This window comes from Inquilinus ginsengisoli (genome assembly GCF_050434925.1).
Taxonomy (GTDB): Bacteria; Pseudomonadota; Alphaproteobacteria; order DSM-16000; family Inquilinaceae; genus Inquilinus; species Inquilinus ginsengisoli_B.
The window spans coordinates 6,014,423-6,031,926 of record NZ_JBNDJK010000001.1; the positions used below are offsets into that span (position 1 = coordinate 6,014,423).

Annotated in this window: 12 protein-coding genes; 5 read left to right on the forward strand and 7 right to left on the reverse strand. The window is 70.0% G+C overall.

What is annotated here, in order from left to right; translation table 11 throughout:
• Positions 1–4: 4 nt before the first annotated feature.
• The 5 genes from sufC to QFZ27_RS28780 all read right to left on the reverse strand — a co-directional run bounded on the left by sufC (position 5) and on the right by QFZ27_RS28780 (position 4,505).
• Positions 5–754 carry a Fe-S cluster assembly ATPase SufC gene (gene sufC / locus QFZ27_RS28760; protein WP_429229877.1) on the reverse strand — a complete coding sequence of 250 codons (750 nt, stop codon included), beginning with the start codon at positions 752–754 and terminating at the stop codon, positions 5–7.
• 70 nt (positions 755–824) lie between these two features.
• Entirely contained in the window at positions 825–2,279 is a 1,455-nt protein-coding gene (sufB, locus tag QFZ27_RS28765; protein ID WP_429229878.1) for a Fe-S cluster assembly protein SufB, read from the reverse strand.
• 243 nt (positions 2,280–2,522) lie between these two features.
• Complete coding sequence (locus QFZ27_RS28770; protein WP_429229879.1) at positions 2,523–2,849, reverse strand: ferredoxin family 2Fe-2S iron-sulfur cluster binding protein; 327 nt, start codon at positions 2,847–2,849, stop codon at positions 2,523–2,525.
• A gap of 83 nt (positions 2,850–2,932) precedes the next feature.
• Entirely contained in the window at positions 2,933–4,030 is a 1,098-nt protein-coding gene (locus QFZ27_RS28775; RefSeq protein WP_429229880.1) for a cysteine desulfurase family protein, read from the reverse strand.
• A 13-nt stretch (positions 4,031–4,043) separates the two neighbouring features.
• Positions 4,044–4,505, reverse strand: coding sequence for an Rrf2 family transcriptional regulator (locus tag QFZ27_RS28780; protein WP_429229881.1), 462 nt, complete (start codon positions 4,503–4,505; stop codon positions 4,044–4,046).
• A gap of 382 nt (positions 4,506–4,887) precedes the next feature.
• On the opposite strand from QFZ27_RS28780, the gene QFZ27_RS28785 reads away from it, so the two are divergent.
• The 3 genes from QFZ27_RS28785 (at position 4,888) to tyrS (ending at position 7,790) form a co-directional block, all read left to right on the forward strand.
• Positions 4,888–5,550, forward strand: coding sequence for an alpha/beta hydrolase (locus tag QFZ27_RS28785; protein WP_429229882.1), 663 nt, complete (start codon positions 4,888–4,890; stop codon positions 5,548–5,550).
• Positions 5,551–5,586: 36 nt separating this feature from the next.
• Positions 5,587–6,438: a class I SAM-dependent methyltransferase gene (locus QFZ27_RS28790; RefSeq protein WP_429229883.1), complete on the forward strand. Its 852-nt coding sequence runs from the start codon at positions 5,587–5,589 to the stop codon at positions 6,436–6,438.
• 107 nt (positions 6,439–6,545) lie between these two features.
• Positions 6,546–7,790: a tyrosine--tRNA ligase gene (gene tyrS, locus QFZ27_RS28795; RefSeq protein WP_429229884.1), complete on the forward strand. Its 1,245-nt coding sequence runs from the start codon at positions 6,546–6,548 to the stop codon at positions 7,788–7,790.
• A 59-nt stretch (positions 7,791–7,849) separates the two neighbouring features.
• Here tyrS and QFZ27_RS28800 read toward each other — a convergent pair whose 3' ends face one another.
• On the reverse strand, positions 7,850–9,214 hold the full coding sequence (locus tag QFZ27_RS28800) for a calcium-binding protein (RefSeq protein ID WP_429229885.1): 1,365 nt from the start codon (positions 9,212–9,214) through the stop codon (positions 7,850–7,852).
• Positions 9,215–9,450: 236 nt separating this feature from the next.
• Between QFZ27_RS28800 and ggt the strand changes: the two genes are divergently transcribed.
• Positions 9,451–11,220 carry a gamma-glutamyltransferase gene (ggt, locus tag QFZ27_RS28805; RefSeq protein ID WP_429229886.1) on the forward strand — a complete coding sequence of 590 codons (1,770 nt, stop codon included), beginning with the start codon at positions 9,451–9,453 and terminating at the stop codon, positions 11,218–11,220.
• On the opposite strand, the gene QFZ27_RS28810 is transcribed toward ggt, so the two are convergent.
• The gene (locus QFZ27_RS28810; RefSeq protein WP_429229887.1) at positions 11,221–14,427 is read right to left on the reverse strand and encodes a YhdP family protein; all 3,207 of its coding nucleotides are present in this window, start codon (positions 14,425–14,427) and stop codon (positions 11,221–11,223) included.
• Positions 14,428–14,507: 80 nt separating this feature from the next.
• On the opposite strand from QFZ27_RS28810, the gene QFZ27_RS28815 reads away from it, so the two are divergent.
• Positions 14,508–17,501, forward strand: a complete 2,994-nt coding sequence (locus QFZ27_RS28815) for a bifunctional [glutamine synthetase] adenylyltransferase/[glutamine synthetase]-adenylyl-L-tyrosine phosphorylase (protein WP_429229888.1) — start codon at positions 14,508–14,510, stop codon at positions 17,499–17,501.
• The last annotated feature ends 3 nt before the right edge of the window (positions 17,502–17,504 follow it).

Below are 17,504 nucleotides of genomic sequence, written 5' to 3' on the forward strand. Positions count from 1 at the left end.
TGCCTCACGCGGCCGCCGGGATCACGCCGGCGTAGCCTTTTTCCTCGAGCTCCAGCGCCAGATCCTTGCCCCCGGACCGGACGATCCGGCCGTCGGCCAGGATGTGCACGTGGTCGGGGACGATGTAGCTGAGCAGGCGCTGATAGTGCGTGATCACCAGGAAGGAGCGGTCGGGCGATCGCAGCTTGTTCACGCTCTCGGCCACCACCTTCAGCGCGTCGATGTCGAGGCCGCTGTCGGTCTCGTCCAGCACCGCGAGGGCGGGCTCCAGCAGCGCCATCTGCAGCGCCTCGTTGCGCTTCTTCTCGCCGCCGGAGAACCCGACATTGACCGAGCGCTTCAGCATGTCGGTTTCAATGCCGAGGCCCTTGGCCTTCTCACGCAGCAGCTTGGTGAACTGCATCGGGTCCAGCTCGGCCTCGCCGCGATGCTTGCGGTGGGCATTGTAGGCGGTGCGCAGGAAGGTGACCGTGCCGACGCCGGCGACCTCGAGCGGATACTGGAAGGCCAGGAAGACGCCGGCCCGCGCGCGCTCCTCCGGCTCCATCGCCAGCAGGTCCTCGCCGTCGAAGGTGATCGACCCGCCGGTGACCTCGTAGCCGTCGCGGCCGGCGATGACGTAGCTCAGCGTCGACTTGCCGGAGCCGTTCGGCCCCATGATGGCGTGGATCTCGCCCTTGTTCAGGGCGAGCGAGACACCCTTCAGAATCTCCTTGCCGTCGACGGCGACGTGCAGGTCCTTGATCTCCAGCATTCCGCGTTCCCTCGCCGCTTCACTGCGGCCTATCCTCGAATTCGCAAAGCCGCACGGATGCGGCGTGTCTTCAGCCGACCGAGCCTTCCAGGCTGATGCCGACCAGCTTCTGCGCCTCGACCGCGAACTCCATCGGCAGCGCCTGCAGCACCTCGCGGCAGAAGCCGTTGACGATCAGGCCCAGCGCCTCTTCCGTGCCGATGCCGCGCTGGCGGCAGTAGAACAGCACGTCGTCGCTGACCTTGCTGGTGGTCGCCTCGTGCTCCACCTGCGCCGACGGGTTGCGGCTCTCGATATAGGGCACGGTGTGGGCGCCGCACTGGTCGCCGATCAGCAGGCTGTCGCACTGGGTGAAGTTGCGCGCGCCCTCGGCGCCCGGCAGGATCCGCACCAGCCCGCGATAGGTGTTGTCCGACTTGCCCGCAGAGATGCCCTTGGAGATGATCCGGGAGGTCGTGTTCTTCCCGATATGGATCATCTTGGTGCCGGTGTCGGCCTGCTGGCGGTTGTTGGTGATCGCCACCGAGTAGAACTCGCCGACCGAATTGTCGCCCTGCAGGATGCAGCTCGGGTACTTCCAGGTGATGGCCGACCCGGTCTCGACCTGGGTCCAGCTGACCTTGGAGTTGCGGCCGCGGCAGGCGGCGCGTTTGGTGACGAAATTGTAGATGCCGCCCTTGCCGTCCTCGTCGCCCGGATACCAGTTCTGGACGGTGGAGTACTTGATCTCGGCGTCGTCCAGCGTGACCAGCTCGACCACCGCGGCGTGCAGCTGGTTCTCGTCGCGCTGCGGCGCGGTGCAGCCCTCCAAGTACGAGACGTAGCTGCCCTCGTCGGCGATGATCAGGGTGCGCTCGAACTGGCCCGTATTCTCCGCATTGATGCGGAAATAGGTCGACAGCTCCATCGGGCAGCGCACGCCCTTCGGGATGTAGACAAACGACCCGTCGGTGAAGACGGCGGAGTTCAACGTGGCGAAGTAGTTGTCGGAATAGGGCACCACCGAGCCGAGGTACTGGCGCACCAGCTCGGGGTATTTCTGCACCGCCTCGGAGATCGAGCAGAAGATCACGCCGACCTTCTCGAGCTGATCCTTGAAGGTGGTGGCCACCGAGACGCTGTCGAACACCGCGTCGACCGCGACGCCGGCCAGGCGCTCCTGCTCGCGCAGCGGGATGCCGAGCTTCTCATAGACGGCCAGGATGTCGGGATCGACCTCGTCCAGGCTGCCGAGCTTCGGCTTCTTCTTCGGCGCGGCGTAGTAGTAGGCGGCCTGATAGTCGATCGGCGGGTGGCTGATCCGCGCCCAGTGCGGTTCCTCCATCGTCTGCCACAGCCGGAAGGCGCGCAGCCGCCAATCCAGGAGCCATTCGGGCTCGTTCTTCTTGGCGGAGATGAAGCGGACGGTCTCCTCGGTCAGCCCCTTCGGCGCCGTTTCCATCTCGATGTCCGAGAAGAAGCCGTGCTTGTAGCGGCTGTTGGTGATCTCTTCGACCTGCCGGACCGTCTCCTGGACTGCCGCCATGCCTCGCTCCTCAACCCTGTGCCAGAACCGATTAACCAAGTTGGCTAGTCGGGTACTCCGATGTGGAAGGCCCCGAGGAATAGTCCTTGGAGGGCCAGTGTTGCCGCCCTTCCCTCGCCAATAGATAGGCGTTTCGACGGCGATTGCCAGCGAAAACCCGACCGCGAGAGTCGTTCTCAGCCGCGCCTTGCTGGACCCCGGCATGCGGCTCGCTCATGCCGCCCGCCGGCGTCAGTTCCCAAACTACATCAGGTTGTTGCTGCCGCCGGGCAGCCGCACCGTCAGCCCGTCCAGCTCGTCGCTCATGATGATCTGGCAGCCGAGGCGCGAGGTCTTGGTCAGCCCCCAGGCGAGGTCGAGCATGTCTTCCTCGTCCTCCCGCGCCGGCAGCAGCCGGCCGTACCAGTCCGGCTCGACGATCACATGGCAGGTTGAGCAGGCCAGCGAGCCCTCGCAGGCACCTTCCAGGTCGACGTTGTATTTGTGCGCGATCTCCATGATCGACAGCCCGGCGGGGACGTCGATCTCGCGCCGGTTTCCGTCCGGCTCGATGAAGATGATCCTGGGCATGCTGGCCCGTACTCCTGCTCGAAGACGTGGTGTTCTACGCAAGCCGCGGAAAGGCGGCAACCGGCGAAACCTCATGCCTCCTCTCAGGCCACCGCACGGCTGCGCCTCCGCCGGGAGAGACCGGCCCAGGCGGCAACGCAGCGGTCGATCGCGGCGGCGTCGGTCCCGGGCCCCAGGCTGATCCGGATCGCGCTTTCGGCCAGGTCGGCCGGCAGCCCCATCGCCTCCAGCACATGGCTGCGGCGGACCTTGCCGGAGCTGCAGGCCGAGCCGGCGCTGACCGCGACCCCGGCGAGGTCGAGCGCCGCGACCTGGGTCTCGGCGGTGACGCCCGGCATGGCGACGCAGCTGGTGTTGGCGACGCGCGGCGCGCCGGCACCCAGCACCACCGCGCCCTCGGCGGTCAGTCTCTGCTCCAACTCGTCGCGCAGCGCCGCGATCCACGGCATCTCGGCCCTGTCGGCCACGGCCGCCGCGGCGGCGCCGAAGCCGGCGATGCCTGCGACGTACTCGGTGCCGGCCCGGCGCCGCCCCTCCTGCGCCCCGCCGCGCAGCAACGGCGCCAGCGGCAAGCCGTCGCGCAGCACCAGGGCGCCGATGCCCTGCGGCCCGCCCAGCTTGTGCGCGGACAGGCTGAGGGCGTCGACCTCGGCCCCGACCGCGGGCAGCGCGATCCGCCCGGCGGCCTGGACCGCGTCGCAATGCGCCAGCGCGCCGTGGCGGCGGGCGATCGCGGCGGCCTCGGCCACCGGCTGGATCACCCCGGTCTCGTTGTTCACCGCCATCACCGAGACGATCGCCGGCTCGGCATCGGCCGTCAGCATCCGGTCGAGGGCGTCGAGGTCGACCCGGCCGTCGCCGCCGACCGGGATCCGGTCCGTGGCCCAGGCCAGGGCGCTGTCGTGCTCGATCGCGGAGGTCAGGATCCGGCGCCGGCCGAGGCCGGTGAGGACCAGGGCGTTGGCCTCGGTGGCGCTGCCGGTGAAGACGATCTGGGCCGGGCCGACCCCGGCCAGGGTGGCGACCTGCGCCCGTCCCGCCTCGACCAGCCGCCGGGCCTCGCGGCCGAAGCGGTGCACCGAGGACGGGTTGCCGACCGAGTCCAGCGCCGCGAGCATGGCGTCGCGCGCCTCGGGCCGCAGCGGCGCGGTGGCGTTGTGGTCGAGATAGACGGAGCTCATAGCGGCACCCGCCTCACTCGGCGGCGACGGTCACGCCGGAGGAGAACAGGTGGCTGGAGCCGAGCACGCGGCGGTTGACCACGTCCTCGACCGTGACCGAGGACAGGTACATGTGGATCTGGTTGCCCAGTTCCTCCCACAGATCGTGGGTCAGGCAGCGGCTCTTGTCGCTGTGGCAGCCGAGCGGGCTGTGCTTCTCGCAGCGGGTGGCCTGGATCGGCTCGTCCACCGCGAAGATGATGTCGGAGATCCGCACCGTGCCGCACGGCCGGGCCATCAGATAGCCGCCGCCGGGCCCGCGCACGCTGCGGACCAGGCCGCCGCGGCGGAGCTTGGCGAACAGCTGCTCCAGATACGGCAACGAGATTTCCTGGCGGAGCGCGATGTCGGCGAGCGCCACCGGGCCATCGGCCCCGTGCCGCGCCAGGTCGACCATCGCCATCACGGCGTAGCGTCCCTTGGTGCTCAAACGCATCTTCGGCGCCCCCAACGATCCGACCTGCCCGCCGGACCGAAATTGCGACTGCTGCCCACACCGCCGACCGGATGCCCACCATCTCGGGCGCCCCGGCCTGCGGCGCAATCCGCGTTTCTCAGCCCCGACCCGCCCGGTATGCCTCGATCAAGACGCTTGAACACGAAGGCCGTCCCGATGCTATACGAACAATTCCCGTGGATCGTGTTGACGGCAGTGGCCGGCACGGTCCGCGTCGTGGCAGGGTGAGTGACCGCTTAGATATAGATATCCGAGTGCAATGGTCAAGAAAGCCGCCCCACCGCGCCGCCAGGCGGCACCGCAAGACGCCGAGCCGGTGATCCGGTCCGCCCCGTCGCTATCTCGAGGAGCTTAACGGCCGATGCCGGACGTCATCTTCAACGGGTCCGAGGGACGCCTCGAAGGCCGCTACACCCCGAGCAAGCGCACCAACGCGCCGATCGCCCTGTTGCTGCATCCGGATCCGCTGGGCGGCGGGACGATGTTCAACAAGATCGTGCACACGCTGTACCAGGCGTTCAAGAAGCACGAATTCACCGTGCTGCGCTTCAACTTCCGCGGCGTCGGCCGCAGCCAGGGCATCCACGACCGCGGCGAGGGCGAGCTTTCCGACGCCGCCTCGGCGCTGGACTGGATGCAGGCGCTGAACCCGAACGCCGAGGCCTGCTGGGTCGGCGGCTTCTCCTTCGGCGCCTGGATCGGCATGCAGCTGCTGATGCGCCGGCCAGAGATCGACGGCTTCATCTCGATCACGCCGCCGGCGAACAAATACGATTTCACCTTTCTGGCGCCCTGCCCCTCCTCCGGCCTGATCGTCCAGGGCGACAAGGACGACACCGTGCCGCATGACTCGGTGCAGAAGCTGGTCAACAAGCTGTCCCAGCAGAAGGACATCAAGATCGACTACCGGGTGATCCCGGGGGCGAACCACTTCTTCACGCTGCACAACGAGCAGCTGCTGGCCCATATCGACGACTATCTGACCAAATCGGTGAAGCTGGCGCCGCCGCAGTCCGCGGACTGAACCGCCGGCGTCGGCGCCGGGCAAAGGGGATCGAGCATGGCGACCAACGAAGCCGAGACGCCGAACGCCGACCAGATCGCCTATTGGAACGAGGCCGGCGGATCGGTCTGGGTCGAGATGCAGGCGCAGCTCGACCGCATGACCGCGCCGTTCAGCCGGCAGGTGGTCGAGGTGCTGGCCCCTGCGCCGGGCGAGCGGCTGCTCGACATCGGCTGCGGCAGCGGCGGCAGCACGCTGGAGCTGGCACGCCGCGTCGCCCCCGGCGGTCAGGTGCTCGGCCTCGACATCTCCGCCCCGATGCTCGGCCTGGCCAGGCGCCGGGCGGCCGAGGCCGGCCTGGACAATGTCCGCTTCGTCGAGGCCGACGCCCAGACCGCCCGGATCGAACCGGGCGGCTTCGACGGGCTGTTCTCGCGCTTCGGCGTGATGTTCTTCGACGATCCGGTCGCCGCCTTCGGCAACCTGCACGGCGCGCTGCGGCCGGGCGGGCGCCTTGCCTTCGTATGCTGGCGCACCATGGCCGAGAACGGCTGGGCGACCGTGTCGCTGACCGCGGCGCTGCGCCACCTGCCGGCGCCGCCGCCTCCGCCCCCCGGCACGCCGGGCGCCTTTGCCTTCGCCGATCCCGACCGGGTCCGCGGCATCCTCGGCCGCGCCGGCTTCTCCGGCATCGGGGTCACGGCCTTCGACACCAAGGCCGGGGTCGGCGACCTGGACCAGACCCTCGCCTTGGTGCTGCGCAGCGGCCCGGTCGGCGCCCTGCTGCGCGAGCACGAGGACAAGCGCGACACCGTCGCCGCCGCGGTACGCGAAGCCCTGGCGCCGCACCAGACCGCCGATGGCGTGCTGCTGGATACGGCCGCCTGGATCGTCACCGCCACGGCGTGATCCGCCGCGCCGGGAAGTTCGGTTTGAGGCACGGACGGCGCTCGTGCTACAGCCCTTGTCCGTCAGCCCGCTGACAGACAGTCCTCTCCGACAAGCAGTCGACGATCATGACCGGATTCCGCTCCGACTTCCTGCGCACCCTCGAGGCGCGCGGCTTCATCCATCAGGTGACGGATGCCGAGGGCCTGGACGCCCTGGCGGCCAAGGGAGCGGTCACGGCCTATATCGGCTACGACGCCACGGCGGACAGCCTGCATGTCGGGCATCTGGTGCAGATCATGATGCTGCGCTGGCTGCAGAAGACCGGCGGCCGGCCGATCGCGCTGATGGGCGGCGGCACCACCAAGATCGGCGACCCGTCCTTCCGCGACGATGCGCGGCCGCTGCTCGACGACGCCACGATCGCGGCCAACATCGCCTCGATCCGCCGGGTCTTCGCGCGCTTCCTCGACTTCGAGGGCGGCGCGATCATGGCCAACAATGCCGACTGGCTGGACGGGCTGGCCTATATCCCGTTCCTGCGCGAGGTCGGGCGGCACTTCACCATCAACCGCATGCTGACCTTCGATTCGGTCAAGCTGCGGCTGGACCGTGAGCAGCCGCTGACCTTCCTCGAATTCAACTACATGATCCTGCAGGGCTACGACTTCCTGGAGCTGGCACGGCGGCACGACTGCGTGCTGCAGATGGGCGGGTCGGACCAGTGGGGCAACATCGTCAACGGCATCGACCTGGCGCGTCGCATCGCCGGGCGCGAGCTGTACGGCCTGACCTCACCGCTGCTGACCACCTCCTCCGGTGCCAAGATGGGCAAGACCGCGGCCGGTGCCGTCTGGCTGAACGAGGAGCGGCTGCCGGTCTATGACTACTGGCAGTACTGGCGGAACACCGAGGACGCGGATGTCGGCCGCTTCCTGAAGCTGTTCACCGAGCTGCCGCTGGACGAGATCGGACGGCTGGCCGGGTTGGGCGGGGCCGAGATCAACGAGGCCAAGAAGATCCTGGCGACCGAGGCGACCGCGCTGGTGCATGGCCGCGACAAGGCCGAGGCGGCGGCCGAGACCGCGCGCCAGGCCTTCGAGCAGGGCGTGTCGGCCGAGGGCCTGCCCTCTATCGACGTGCCGCGGGCCGAGCTGGCGGCCGGCATCCAGGCCCTCCGCCTGTTCGTCCGGGCCGGCCTGGCGGCCTCGAACGGTGAGGCCCGCCGGCTGATCCAGGGCGGCGGCGGCCGCGTCAACGACACCGCCATCGCCGATCCGGAGCAGCCGATCGGCGATGGCGACATCGGTGCTGACGGGGTGATCAAGCTGTCCGCCGGCCGCAAGAAGCACGCGCTGGTGCGGCCGGCCTGAGGCCCGCCGCGAGCAGGAGAGATCGGTGGCCGGCCGCATGATGGCCGGCCATCATCCGATTACAGCACGAAGTCGCCAGCCACGGGGCTCAGGGCGCCCGTGAGGACGATGTTGAAATCGGCCGCCGAGTCCCCGTTGACGTCGCCGCTGATCACGGTCTGTCCGCCCGAAACGACGTAGTGCAATTGCCCGGCAACCCCGGTGAACGCGCCGGCGCCGATGAAGCTGAAGGCCTGGTCCCCGGCGACGCCGCTGTTTGCGTCGAGCGACGCCAGGTCGATGCGATCGCCCTGGGCGTGGCTGAAATCGGTGATCCGGTCGGCATTGGCGCCGACGACGCTGTGGCTGCCGGCGGTGAAGACGAAACGGTCGGCCCCGGCCCCACCGGTCAGCACATCCTTGCCGACCCAGCCATTCAGCGCGTTGGCGCCGGCGTCGCCGATCAGGGTGTCGCCGGCGGAGCTGCCATTGACGTTCTCGATGCCCGACAGGACGTCCAACTGCGCCTCACCGCCCGTGCCGGACCCGGTCGCCAGGCTGACCGTCACGCCGGCCGCGCTGTAGTAGTAGCTCGCCAGGTCGATGCCGGCATCACCGATCAGGGTGTCGCCGCCGGCACCACCACGCAGCACGTCGTTGCCGTCGCCGCCAACCAGAACGTCGGCGCCGTCCAGGCCGTTCAGGGTGTCGGCGCCGCCCAGGCCGATCAGGCGGTTCGCCCCGGCATTGCCGGTCAAGGTGTCGCCGAAGCCGGCCGAACCCTGGACGTCCTCGACATCGATGCCGATGCTGTCGCCTGCGGCATGGCCGCCAGCGGCGGAAGACGTGCTGAGATCGATCGTGACGGCGGCCGTGCTCGCCGCGTAGGAGGCCGTGTCGACTCCGTCGTCGCCGGTCAGGACATCCGCTCCCGCGCCACCCTCGAGCAGATCGTCGCCCAGGCCGCCGAGCAGCTGGTCGTTCCCGCTCAGACCAGCCAGCATGTCATTGCCGTCATTGGCCCGGAAATAGTTGGCCGAGGCCGAACCGGTGAGGACGTCGTCGTAATTGGTCGCCTCGATGTTCTCGACATCCGCGCCGATCAGATCGCCTTGCGCGTCGCCGCCGGCCCCGGCGCCGCCGCCGATGGTGACGGTGATGCCGCCGAGCGTCGGGCTCGCATCATAGATGGCCCAGTCGGTCCCGGCCCCGCCGTTCAGCGTGTCAGCCCCGGTCGAGCCGCGCATGAAATCGTCGCCGACATCGCCATTGAGCGTGTCGTTCCCGGCTTCGCCGTTCAGCACATCGCTGCCGTCGCCGCCGTTCAGGATGTCGTCGCCGATGCCGCCCGCGAGCGTGTCGTTGCCGGCCAGCCCGTGCACCAGGTCGTTCTCGTCACCGGCGAAGATCACATTGTCGCCGGCATCTCCGAAATACACCGCCATTGTCGTTCTCCGTCATGGTCGGGCCACCAGAATGGCGGCCCGGACACGCAGGAGAATGGGGTGCATCGTGTATCGGGCGGATGTCGCGCCGCCCGCTTAGGTGTATCGTCCGTATCCGAAGCATGGCCGAACGGCGGCACTGCGCCGGCATTGCGGCGGAGGGGCGGCCAGGGCAGCATGCGGTCCTAAAGCCGGCGCCCGAAGCCGGCGCGGCCAAGCGACGACAGGAGAGGCAGATGATCCGGCATGCAATGGCATCGTTGGCGCTGGCGGTTTGCGCCCTGGGGCCGGTCGCCGTCCAGGCCGCCTCCCCGCCCGCGGTCGAGGCGCCGGACGGCATGGTGGTGTCGTCGCAGCATCTCGCCTCCGACGCCGGGGCGGAGATCCTGCGGGCCGGCGGCAACGCCGTCGACGCTGCGGTGGCCACCGGCTACGCCCAGGCGGTCACCAACCCCTGCTGCGCCAATATCGGCGGCGGCGGCTTCATGGTCATCCATCTGGCCAAGGACGACCGCGACACCTTCCTGAACTTCCGCGAGATCGCCCCGGCGGCCGCGACCAGGACCATGTATCTCGACGCCGCCGGCAACCCGATCAAGGGCGCCAGCCTGTACGGCTATCTGGCCGTCGGCGTGCCGGGCAGCGTGCTGGGCCTCGACACCGCGCTGCAGCGCTACGGCACCCTGCCGCGCGAGCAGGTGATGGCGCCCGCCATCAGGCTGGCCCGCGAGGGCTTCATCCTGACCCGCGGCGATACCGACATCCTCGACGCCGGCGCCAAGCTGCTGAAGCAGGACCCGGTGGCGGCGAAGATCTTCTTCCGCCCCGACGGCTCGGCGTTCAAGCCCGGCGACCGGCTGGTGCAGGCCGACCTGGCCGACACGCTGGAGGCGATCGCCAAGGGCGGGCCGGACGCGTTCTACAGGGGCGCGGTGGCGCAGAAGGTCGAGGCGGCGATGAAGGCCGGGGGCGGCATCATGACCGCGCAGGATTTCGCCGCCTACACCGTGACCGAGACGGCGCCGGTGACCTGCAGCTATCGCGGCTACGTCTTCGTGTCCTCGCCGCCGCCATCCTCCGGCGGCACGACGATGTGCGAGATCCTGAACATCCTGGAAGGCTACGACCTGAAGGCGCTGGGCTGGCATTCCGCCGCCGGGGTGCATCTGATGGTGGAGGCGATGCGCCACGCCTATATGGACCGCAACACCTATCTCGGCGACCCGGCCTTCGTGAACAACCCGCTCGACCGGCTGCTGAGCAAGGATTACGCGGCCCAGATCCGCACCAGGATCCTGCCGGACAAGGCGACCCCGTCGAAGGAGGTCCAGCCCGGCGCTATGCCGCATGAGAAGACCGAGACCACCCACTATTCGGTGGTCGACAAGGACGGCAATGCGGTCTCGGTGACCTACACCATCAACGGGCTGTTCGGCGCCGGGGTGATCGCGCCCGGCACCGGCTTCCTGCTCAACGACGAGATGGACGACTTCACGTCCAAGCCCGGCGTGCCGAACCTGTTCGGGCTGGTGCAGGGCGAGGCCAATGCGATCGCGCCGGGCAAGCGGCCGCTGTCGTCGATGGCGCCGACGCTGGTGACCAGGGACGGCGAGGTCGTGCTGGTGCTGGGCAGCCCGGGCGGGGCGCGCATCATCACCATCACGCTGCAGGCGGCCCTCAACATGATCGATTTCGGCATGGCCCCGCAGGAGGCGGTGGACGCGCCGCGCATCCACCACCAATGGCTGCCGGACGAGGTCTATGCCGAGCCGTATTCCCTGTCGCCCGACACGGTGAAGTTGTTGGAGCAGATGGGCCACAAGGTGACGGTGCAATCGCCCTGGGGCGCCGCCGAGCTGATCGCGCTGCAGCCCTCGGCCGCCGCGGCGGTGTCCGGCGCCGCCTCCTCCGGCAACGACCGCGCCTTCGGCGGCAAGATGCTGCCCGGCTTCGTCTACGGCGCCAACGACAATCGCAGGCCGGCCGGGCTGGCGGTGGGCGAGTAGCTATCGGTCGCTGCCGCGGTCGTGTGGCGGTTGCTGTGGCCGCGGCGGCGTCGGCGGCCGCGGCGCCCCGTCCGAGGCGGAGGGCGTCTCCTCGAAGAACAGGCGCCGCAGGAAGCCGGGGGCCAGCACCGACAGCGGGTTGACCGAGACCGACGGGTCGGCGAAGGAGCCGCGGATCGTGTAGGTGAAGGCGAACAGCCCGCCGCCCTCGCCGCCGGTCAGGATGTCGCCGATCAGCGGGATCGAGCTGATCACGCTGTTGATGTGGTAGATCGGCACGATGGTGCCGGCGAGGTCGATCGCCTCGGCCCGCAGGTCGATCAGGCCGTCGAAGGCCAGGCCGAGATCGCCGCCGGCCCCCCGCCCCTGCTTCAGCGTGATCCGCCGCTGCGCCGCGGCATAGGTGAAGTCCGCGTCGAGCCGGTTGAAGGTCAGCCCGCTGGTGCCGAACAGGTCCTGCAGGCCGGAGGGCGAGGTGGCGGCCAGCAGCCGCGCCACGCCCGGCGCCTGGCTCAACACGAAGTTGCGGGCGTCGAACTGGCCCTCGATCGCGCCGGTGACGCCGTTGCGGGTGCCGGTGGCCAGCAGGCTGCCGCCGGTGATGTTGTCGGCGATGTCGAAGATGCGCAGCGTCTCACCCGCATCCTCGCTGCGCACGGTCAGGATCTGGCGGTCCGGCTGGCCCTGCTGCGGCGTCAGGCGCAGGTCGATCGGGCGCCCGCCCGGCAACTGCGCCGCCAGGGTGACGTCCTGCAGGTTGGTGGTGCGGCCGATCGCCCGCCCATGCACCGCCCGCAGCGAACGCTTTTCGCCGAAGGACAGCTCGCCGACATCGAAGGTGGCGTCGATCCGCGGACCGGGGAGCGGGTCGACGGCGGAGCCGGAATCGGCGGTGTTGCCCTTCGCGGCGCGGCGCTGCTCCAGCAGGCCTGAGACGTCGAGATGCGGGCCGCTGAGCGCCAGGCGGTAACTGTCCGGCCCCAGCATCTCGACCTGGCCCTTAACGTCGTTCGGGCCCAGCCGGAACGAGGCGATGCTGAGCTGCGCCAGCGATCCGTCGCGGGCGAAGTCGGCGCTGCCGGAGGCGGTGATGTCGCCGCCCGAGACGCTGAACTGCGAGACCTTGGCGACGCGCTCGCCGGCCAGGGCCAGGCTGACCGTCGCATTGGCCTTGCCGCCCGCCGGCTTGACCCAGCCGATCGGGTCGATCGCGATGTGGGCGTCGGTGAGGTCGAGCTTGGCGTCGAGCGTCGTCGCCCCGCCGGACCGCTTGGCGAGGTCGAGATCGGCGCCGATGGTGCCGTCGACCGGTCCGAACCCGGGCATCTTCAGGGCTTCCCGCGCCGCCGGAGTCAGGGTGACCTGGGCCGAGACCCTGGTCTGCACCGCCGAATCGTCGAACGCCTCGCGCCAGGAGAAGGCGATCGGCACGGTGTTGACCTGGGCTTTGCCCGCCAGTGTCATGCCAGACTTGTCGAGCGCCAGCCTGGCGTCGGCGCCGGCCAGGTCGTAGCCCGGCTTGACGGCGGCGATGCCGACATCGGCAAGCGTGCCCTCGACGCTCATGCGGACCGCCTCGAACGGCAGGTCGGCCAGCAGCGAGAAGCCGAAGCGCATCCGGGCCGTCGCCCGGCCGGACATGCGGTCCGGCACCAGCCCGACCCGCTTGGCGTAGCCGAGCCGCGGCAGGTCGAGCACCGACATGATCGTCTTCACCGGCCCCTCGACCCGGGCGTCGATGTCGATCACCTGGTCGTGCTGGTCGAGGCCGGTGATGGTGATGTCGGAGGGCTGCAGCGCGATGCCCTGCACCTGCCCGCCGGCCGTGGCCATGCGCATGGTCGACTGGTTAAAGCTGGCCGCGGCGTTGAGGCCGGTGATCGGCGGCAACCCGTCGAAATAGGTCACCGTCATGTTGCGCGCCTGCATCGTGCCGTCGGCCGCGACCAGCGTCACCGCCTCGGGGTTGGACAGCGGCGCCCGGGCGTGCAGGCTGAACTCGGTGCGGTCGAGTACGCCATCATGCAAGTTGGCGGTGATCCAGTCGCGCAGCCCGCTTGGCACGCCCGGCGGCCACAGGCTGTCCAGCAGATCGACCGGCAGGTCGGTGACGGTCCCGGCCGTGATCGCCTCGATCGTATCGCCGATCGCGTCGACCTGGCCGGACAACGAGATCTTCGGCCCGCCGAGATCGATGCTGAAATCATCGAGCATCAGGCGCCGCTTCGGCAGGTCGACCGAGCCCGACAGGCTGGTCCGGGCGACGCTGAGCGGCGCGGTCCACAGGGGCGGCAGCTTCAGCCGGGTCTCGACGCTGGTCAGCGAGAAGCGGCCGGTCATCGGCTGGAAACGGGAATCGAAATCGACCTCGAGCCGGCCGGACACCGGGCTCTCGATCGCCTCCAGCGGCGCCAGCACCGGCGAGATCCGGGTCAGCGCCGCCGGGATGACATTGGCGAAGGTGACCGTCGCGCTGCCGCTGCGGTTGGCCCGCAGATAGCGGATCTCGCCGCCGAACTGGGCCATCCGATCGCCGGAGATGACGGTGAGCGACGCCTGGCCCTCGACGCCGGTCGTGCTGCGGCGGAGATCGGCCGACGCCTTGGGCGCGATCCAGCTCCGTCCCAGCATGCGGTCGTCGATGCGGACGCTGCCGTCGACCAGCGTCAGCCGGGTCAGCGAGGCGATCGGGCTGTCCTCGGCACCGAGCCGGGCGTCGAGCGCCGCCAGCAGGTCCTTGACCACGTCACGGGTCGGCGCCCCTTCCGCCGGCGTCGACGCCCCGCCCTCGCCGGTCTCGCCTTCGCCGAGGCCGAAGCTGAACTCGCCGGCCTCCGTCCGGGTCACCCGCAGATGCGGCCGGATCAGGTCGATCCGCAGCGGCGCCACAACCCCGCGCAGCAGCTTCGGCATGCTGACATCGGCCGTCCCCTCCGGGGTGAACGCGACCAGCGTCCCGTCCCGCTGCCGCACCCGCACGTCGCGGGCGGCCAGCACCGCCGGCCGGTCGAACCCCTCCCAGCGCAGCGACAGGGCGCCGATCTCGACCGTGACGTTGCGGTCGGCGAGGGCCTCCTCGACGTAAGGGGTCAGGAAATCGATCTCCAGCGGCCCGGTGGACAGCCGCCACGCCAGCACGACGGCGGCGAGGGCGAAGCCGGCGACCGCCAGCCCGACGATCTCGGCCAGGATCTTCAGCGCCCTCATCCCGAACGTTTCACCCTCGCTTGACCCATCCCCGCGGGACCCCGATGCTGCGCCCGCACCTTAGGCACATGGACAGCGCGATGCCACGTTCCGACAGCGTATTGGCTGATGCCGTCTGGCCCCGCGCGGGCGATCCCGACCGTGCCCGGCGCGGAGTCGAACGGTGGCTTGAACGCGCGACCGAGCAATCCGATCCCGAGCTTCGCGATTTTGCCGTGGCGCTGCCCGCCGAGCCGCAGGGGCGCGCGCTGCTGGAGGCCCTGTTCGGCGGCAGCCCCTACCTGACCGAGCTGGCGCTGAAGACCCCGGCGACGGTCCGGCGCTTCCTCGCCGACGGACCGGATGCCGCGGTCGCCGCCGAGCTGGCGGCGCTGCGCGCCGACGCCGCCGCCGAGACCGACACCACCCGGCTGATGCAGGCGTTCCGGCTGGCCAAGCGTCGCATCGCCCTGTTGATCGCGCTGGCGGATATCGGCGGGCAGTGGCCGCTGGAGCGGGTGACCGGCGCCCTGTCCGACCTCGCCGAAGCCACCCTCGACCTGGCCGTCGCCCATCTCCTGGCGCGCGCCGCGGCGCGCGGCCTGCTGCGCCCCGAGGCGGTGGCGCCGGACGCGTCCGGGCTGATCGTGCTGGGCATGGGCAAGCTGGGCGCGCGTGAGCTGAACTATTCCAGCGATGTCGACCTGATCATCCTCTACGACGCCGACAAGGTGCCGACCGACCGGCCGGACGACCTGGGCCAGACCTTCACCCGGATGGCCCGCGACCTGGTGCGGATCATGGAGGAGCGGACGGTCGACGGTTATGTGTTCCGCACCGATCTGCGACTGCGGCCCGACCCTGGCGCGACGCCGCCGGCGGTATCGCTGGCGGCGGCCGAGAGCTACTACACCAGCCTGGCGCAGAGCTGGGAGCGCGCGGCAATGATCAAGGCCCGGCCGGTGGCGGGCGACCGCGCCGCCGGCGACGACTTCCTCGACTTCCTCGCCCCCTTCATCTGGCGCCGCAATCTCGACTTCGCGGCGATCCAGGACATCCACGCGATCAAGCGGCAGATCAACCACCATCACGGCCATGGCACCGTCGCCATCGAGGGCCACGACCTGAAGCTCGGCCGCGGCGGCATCCGCGAGATCGAGTTCTTCGTGCAGATGCAGCAGCTGATCTTCGGCGGCCGCGAGCCGAAGCTGCGTCTGCGTGGCACGGTGGCCGGTCTGGACACGCTGGCCGAGGCCGGCCGGGTCGACCGCGGCACCGCCGCCAGCCTGGCTGAATGCTATCGCTTCCTGCGCCGGGTCGAGCACCGCATCCAGATGCTGGAGGACCACCAGACCCATGCGCTGCCGGAGGATCCGCGCGAGGTCGACGCGCTGGGCACCTTTCTGGGCTTCCCCGACCCGGCGTCGTTCCGCACCACGCTGACCGACACGCTGCGGCTGGTCGAGAGCCGCTATGCCGAGCTGTTCCAGGAGGATCGGCCGCCGGAGGGCGCCGTCACCCTGGTCTTCGCCGGCGTCGACGACCATCCCGGCACGGTCGAGACGCTGCAGCGCCTGGGCTTCGCCCGGCCGTCCGAGGCGATCGCGGTGGTGCGCGGCTGGCTGCACGGCCGCTACCGGGCCCTGCGCAGCGAGCGGGCGCGCGGCCTGATCACCGGGCTGGTGCCGCGGCTGCTGTCGATCATCGGCGGCACCTCCGACCCCGACGCCACGCTGCAGCGGCTGGACGGGTTCCTGGCCCGGCTGCCGGCCGGCGTCCAACTCTTCGCTTTGTTTAACGTCAACCCAGATCTCCTTGATCTTCTTATCGACATACTCGGTTTCGGCGGCCGGATCGCGGATTATCTGACGGCCCATGCCGGCCAGCTGGAGGCGGTGCTGGCGCCGGGCTTCTTCAGCAACCTGCCGGGGCGCGAGCGGCTGCAGGAGCGACTGGCGGCGGAGCTGGCGACGGCGCGCGACTTCGAGGACATGCTCGACGTGCTGCGGCGCTGGACCAACGACCAGCGCTTCCGCGCCGCGGTGCATATCCTGCGCCGCCTGTCCGAGACGCCGACCTGCGCCGCCTTCCTGTCCGACGTCACCGAGGTGGCGCTGCAGGCCCTGGTGCCGCGGGTGGAGGCGGAGTTCGCGCGGCGGCACGGCCGCTTCCCGCAAGGCGGGCTGGCTTTGCTCGCCATGGGCAAGCTCGGCGGGCGGGAGATGACCATCCGCTCCGACCTCGACCTGATCATGATCCACGATGCCGGCGCCGATCAGATGTCGGACGGCGAGAAGCCGATCGGGCCGATGGTCTACTACACCCGGCTGATCCAGCGCCTTGTCTCGGCGATCACCGCGCCGACGGCGCAGGGCGCGCTGTTCGAGGTCGACATGCGGCTCCGCCCCTCCGGCAATGCCGGGCCGCTGGCGACCAGCCTGGAGGCCTTCAGTGCCTATCAGCGCGGCGACGCCTGGACCTGGGAGCACATGGCCCTGACCCGGGCCCGGGTGATCCACGCCGACGGCCCGCTGCGCGAGCGGATCGAAGCCGAGATCCGGTCGCTGCTGGGGCTGTCCCGCGACCCGGACAAGCTGCGCCGCGACATCGCCGAGATGCGCGACCGGATGGCGCGCCAGCGCGACACCGGCGATGTCTGGAACATCAAGCATTTCCGCGGCGGGCTGGTCGATATCGAGTTCATCGCCCAGTACCTGCAGTTGCGGCACGCCGCCGAGCATCCCGAGATCCTGTACCAGGCCACCGCCGAGGTGCTGCGTCGCGCCGTGGCGGCCGGCGCCCTGCCCGATGCAGAGGCCGAGACCTTGCTGCGGGCGCTGGCGACCTGGCAGCGGGTGCAGGCCTTCCTGCGCTTCGCCGTCGAGGACAAGTTTGACCCGGCCGAGGCCTCCGACGCCATGATCCGCGGCCTGCTGCGCGCCGTGGCCGAGGACGCCGCCGCCGACCCGCCGGAGGATCTCGACGCCGCCGCGGCCGGGATGCGGCGGCAAGCCGCCGAGGTCATGGCCGTGTTCGATCGTTTGATCGGGCCGCCGCCGATGGACGAGCTTGCCTCCAAGCCTGCGGCATCCTAGTCA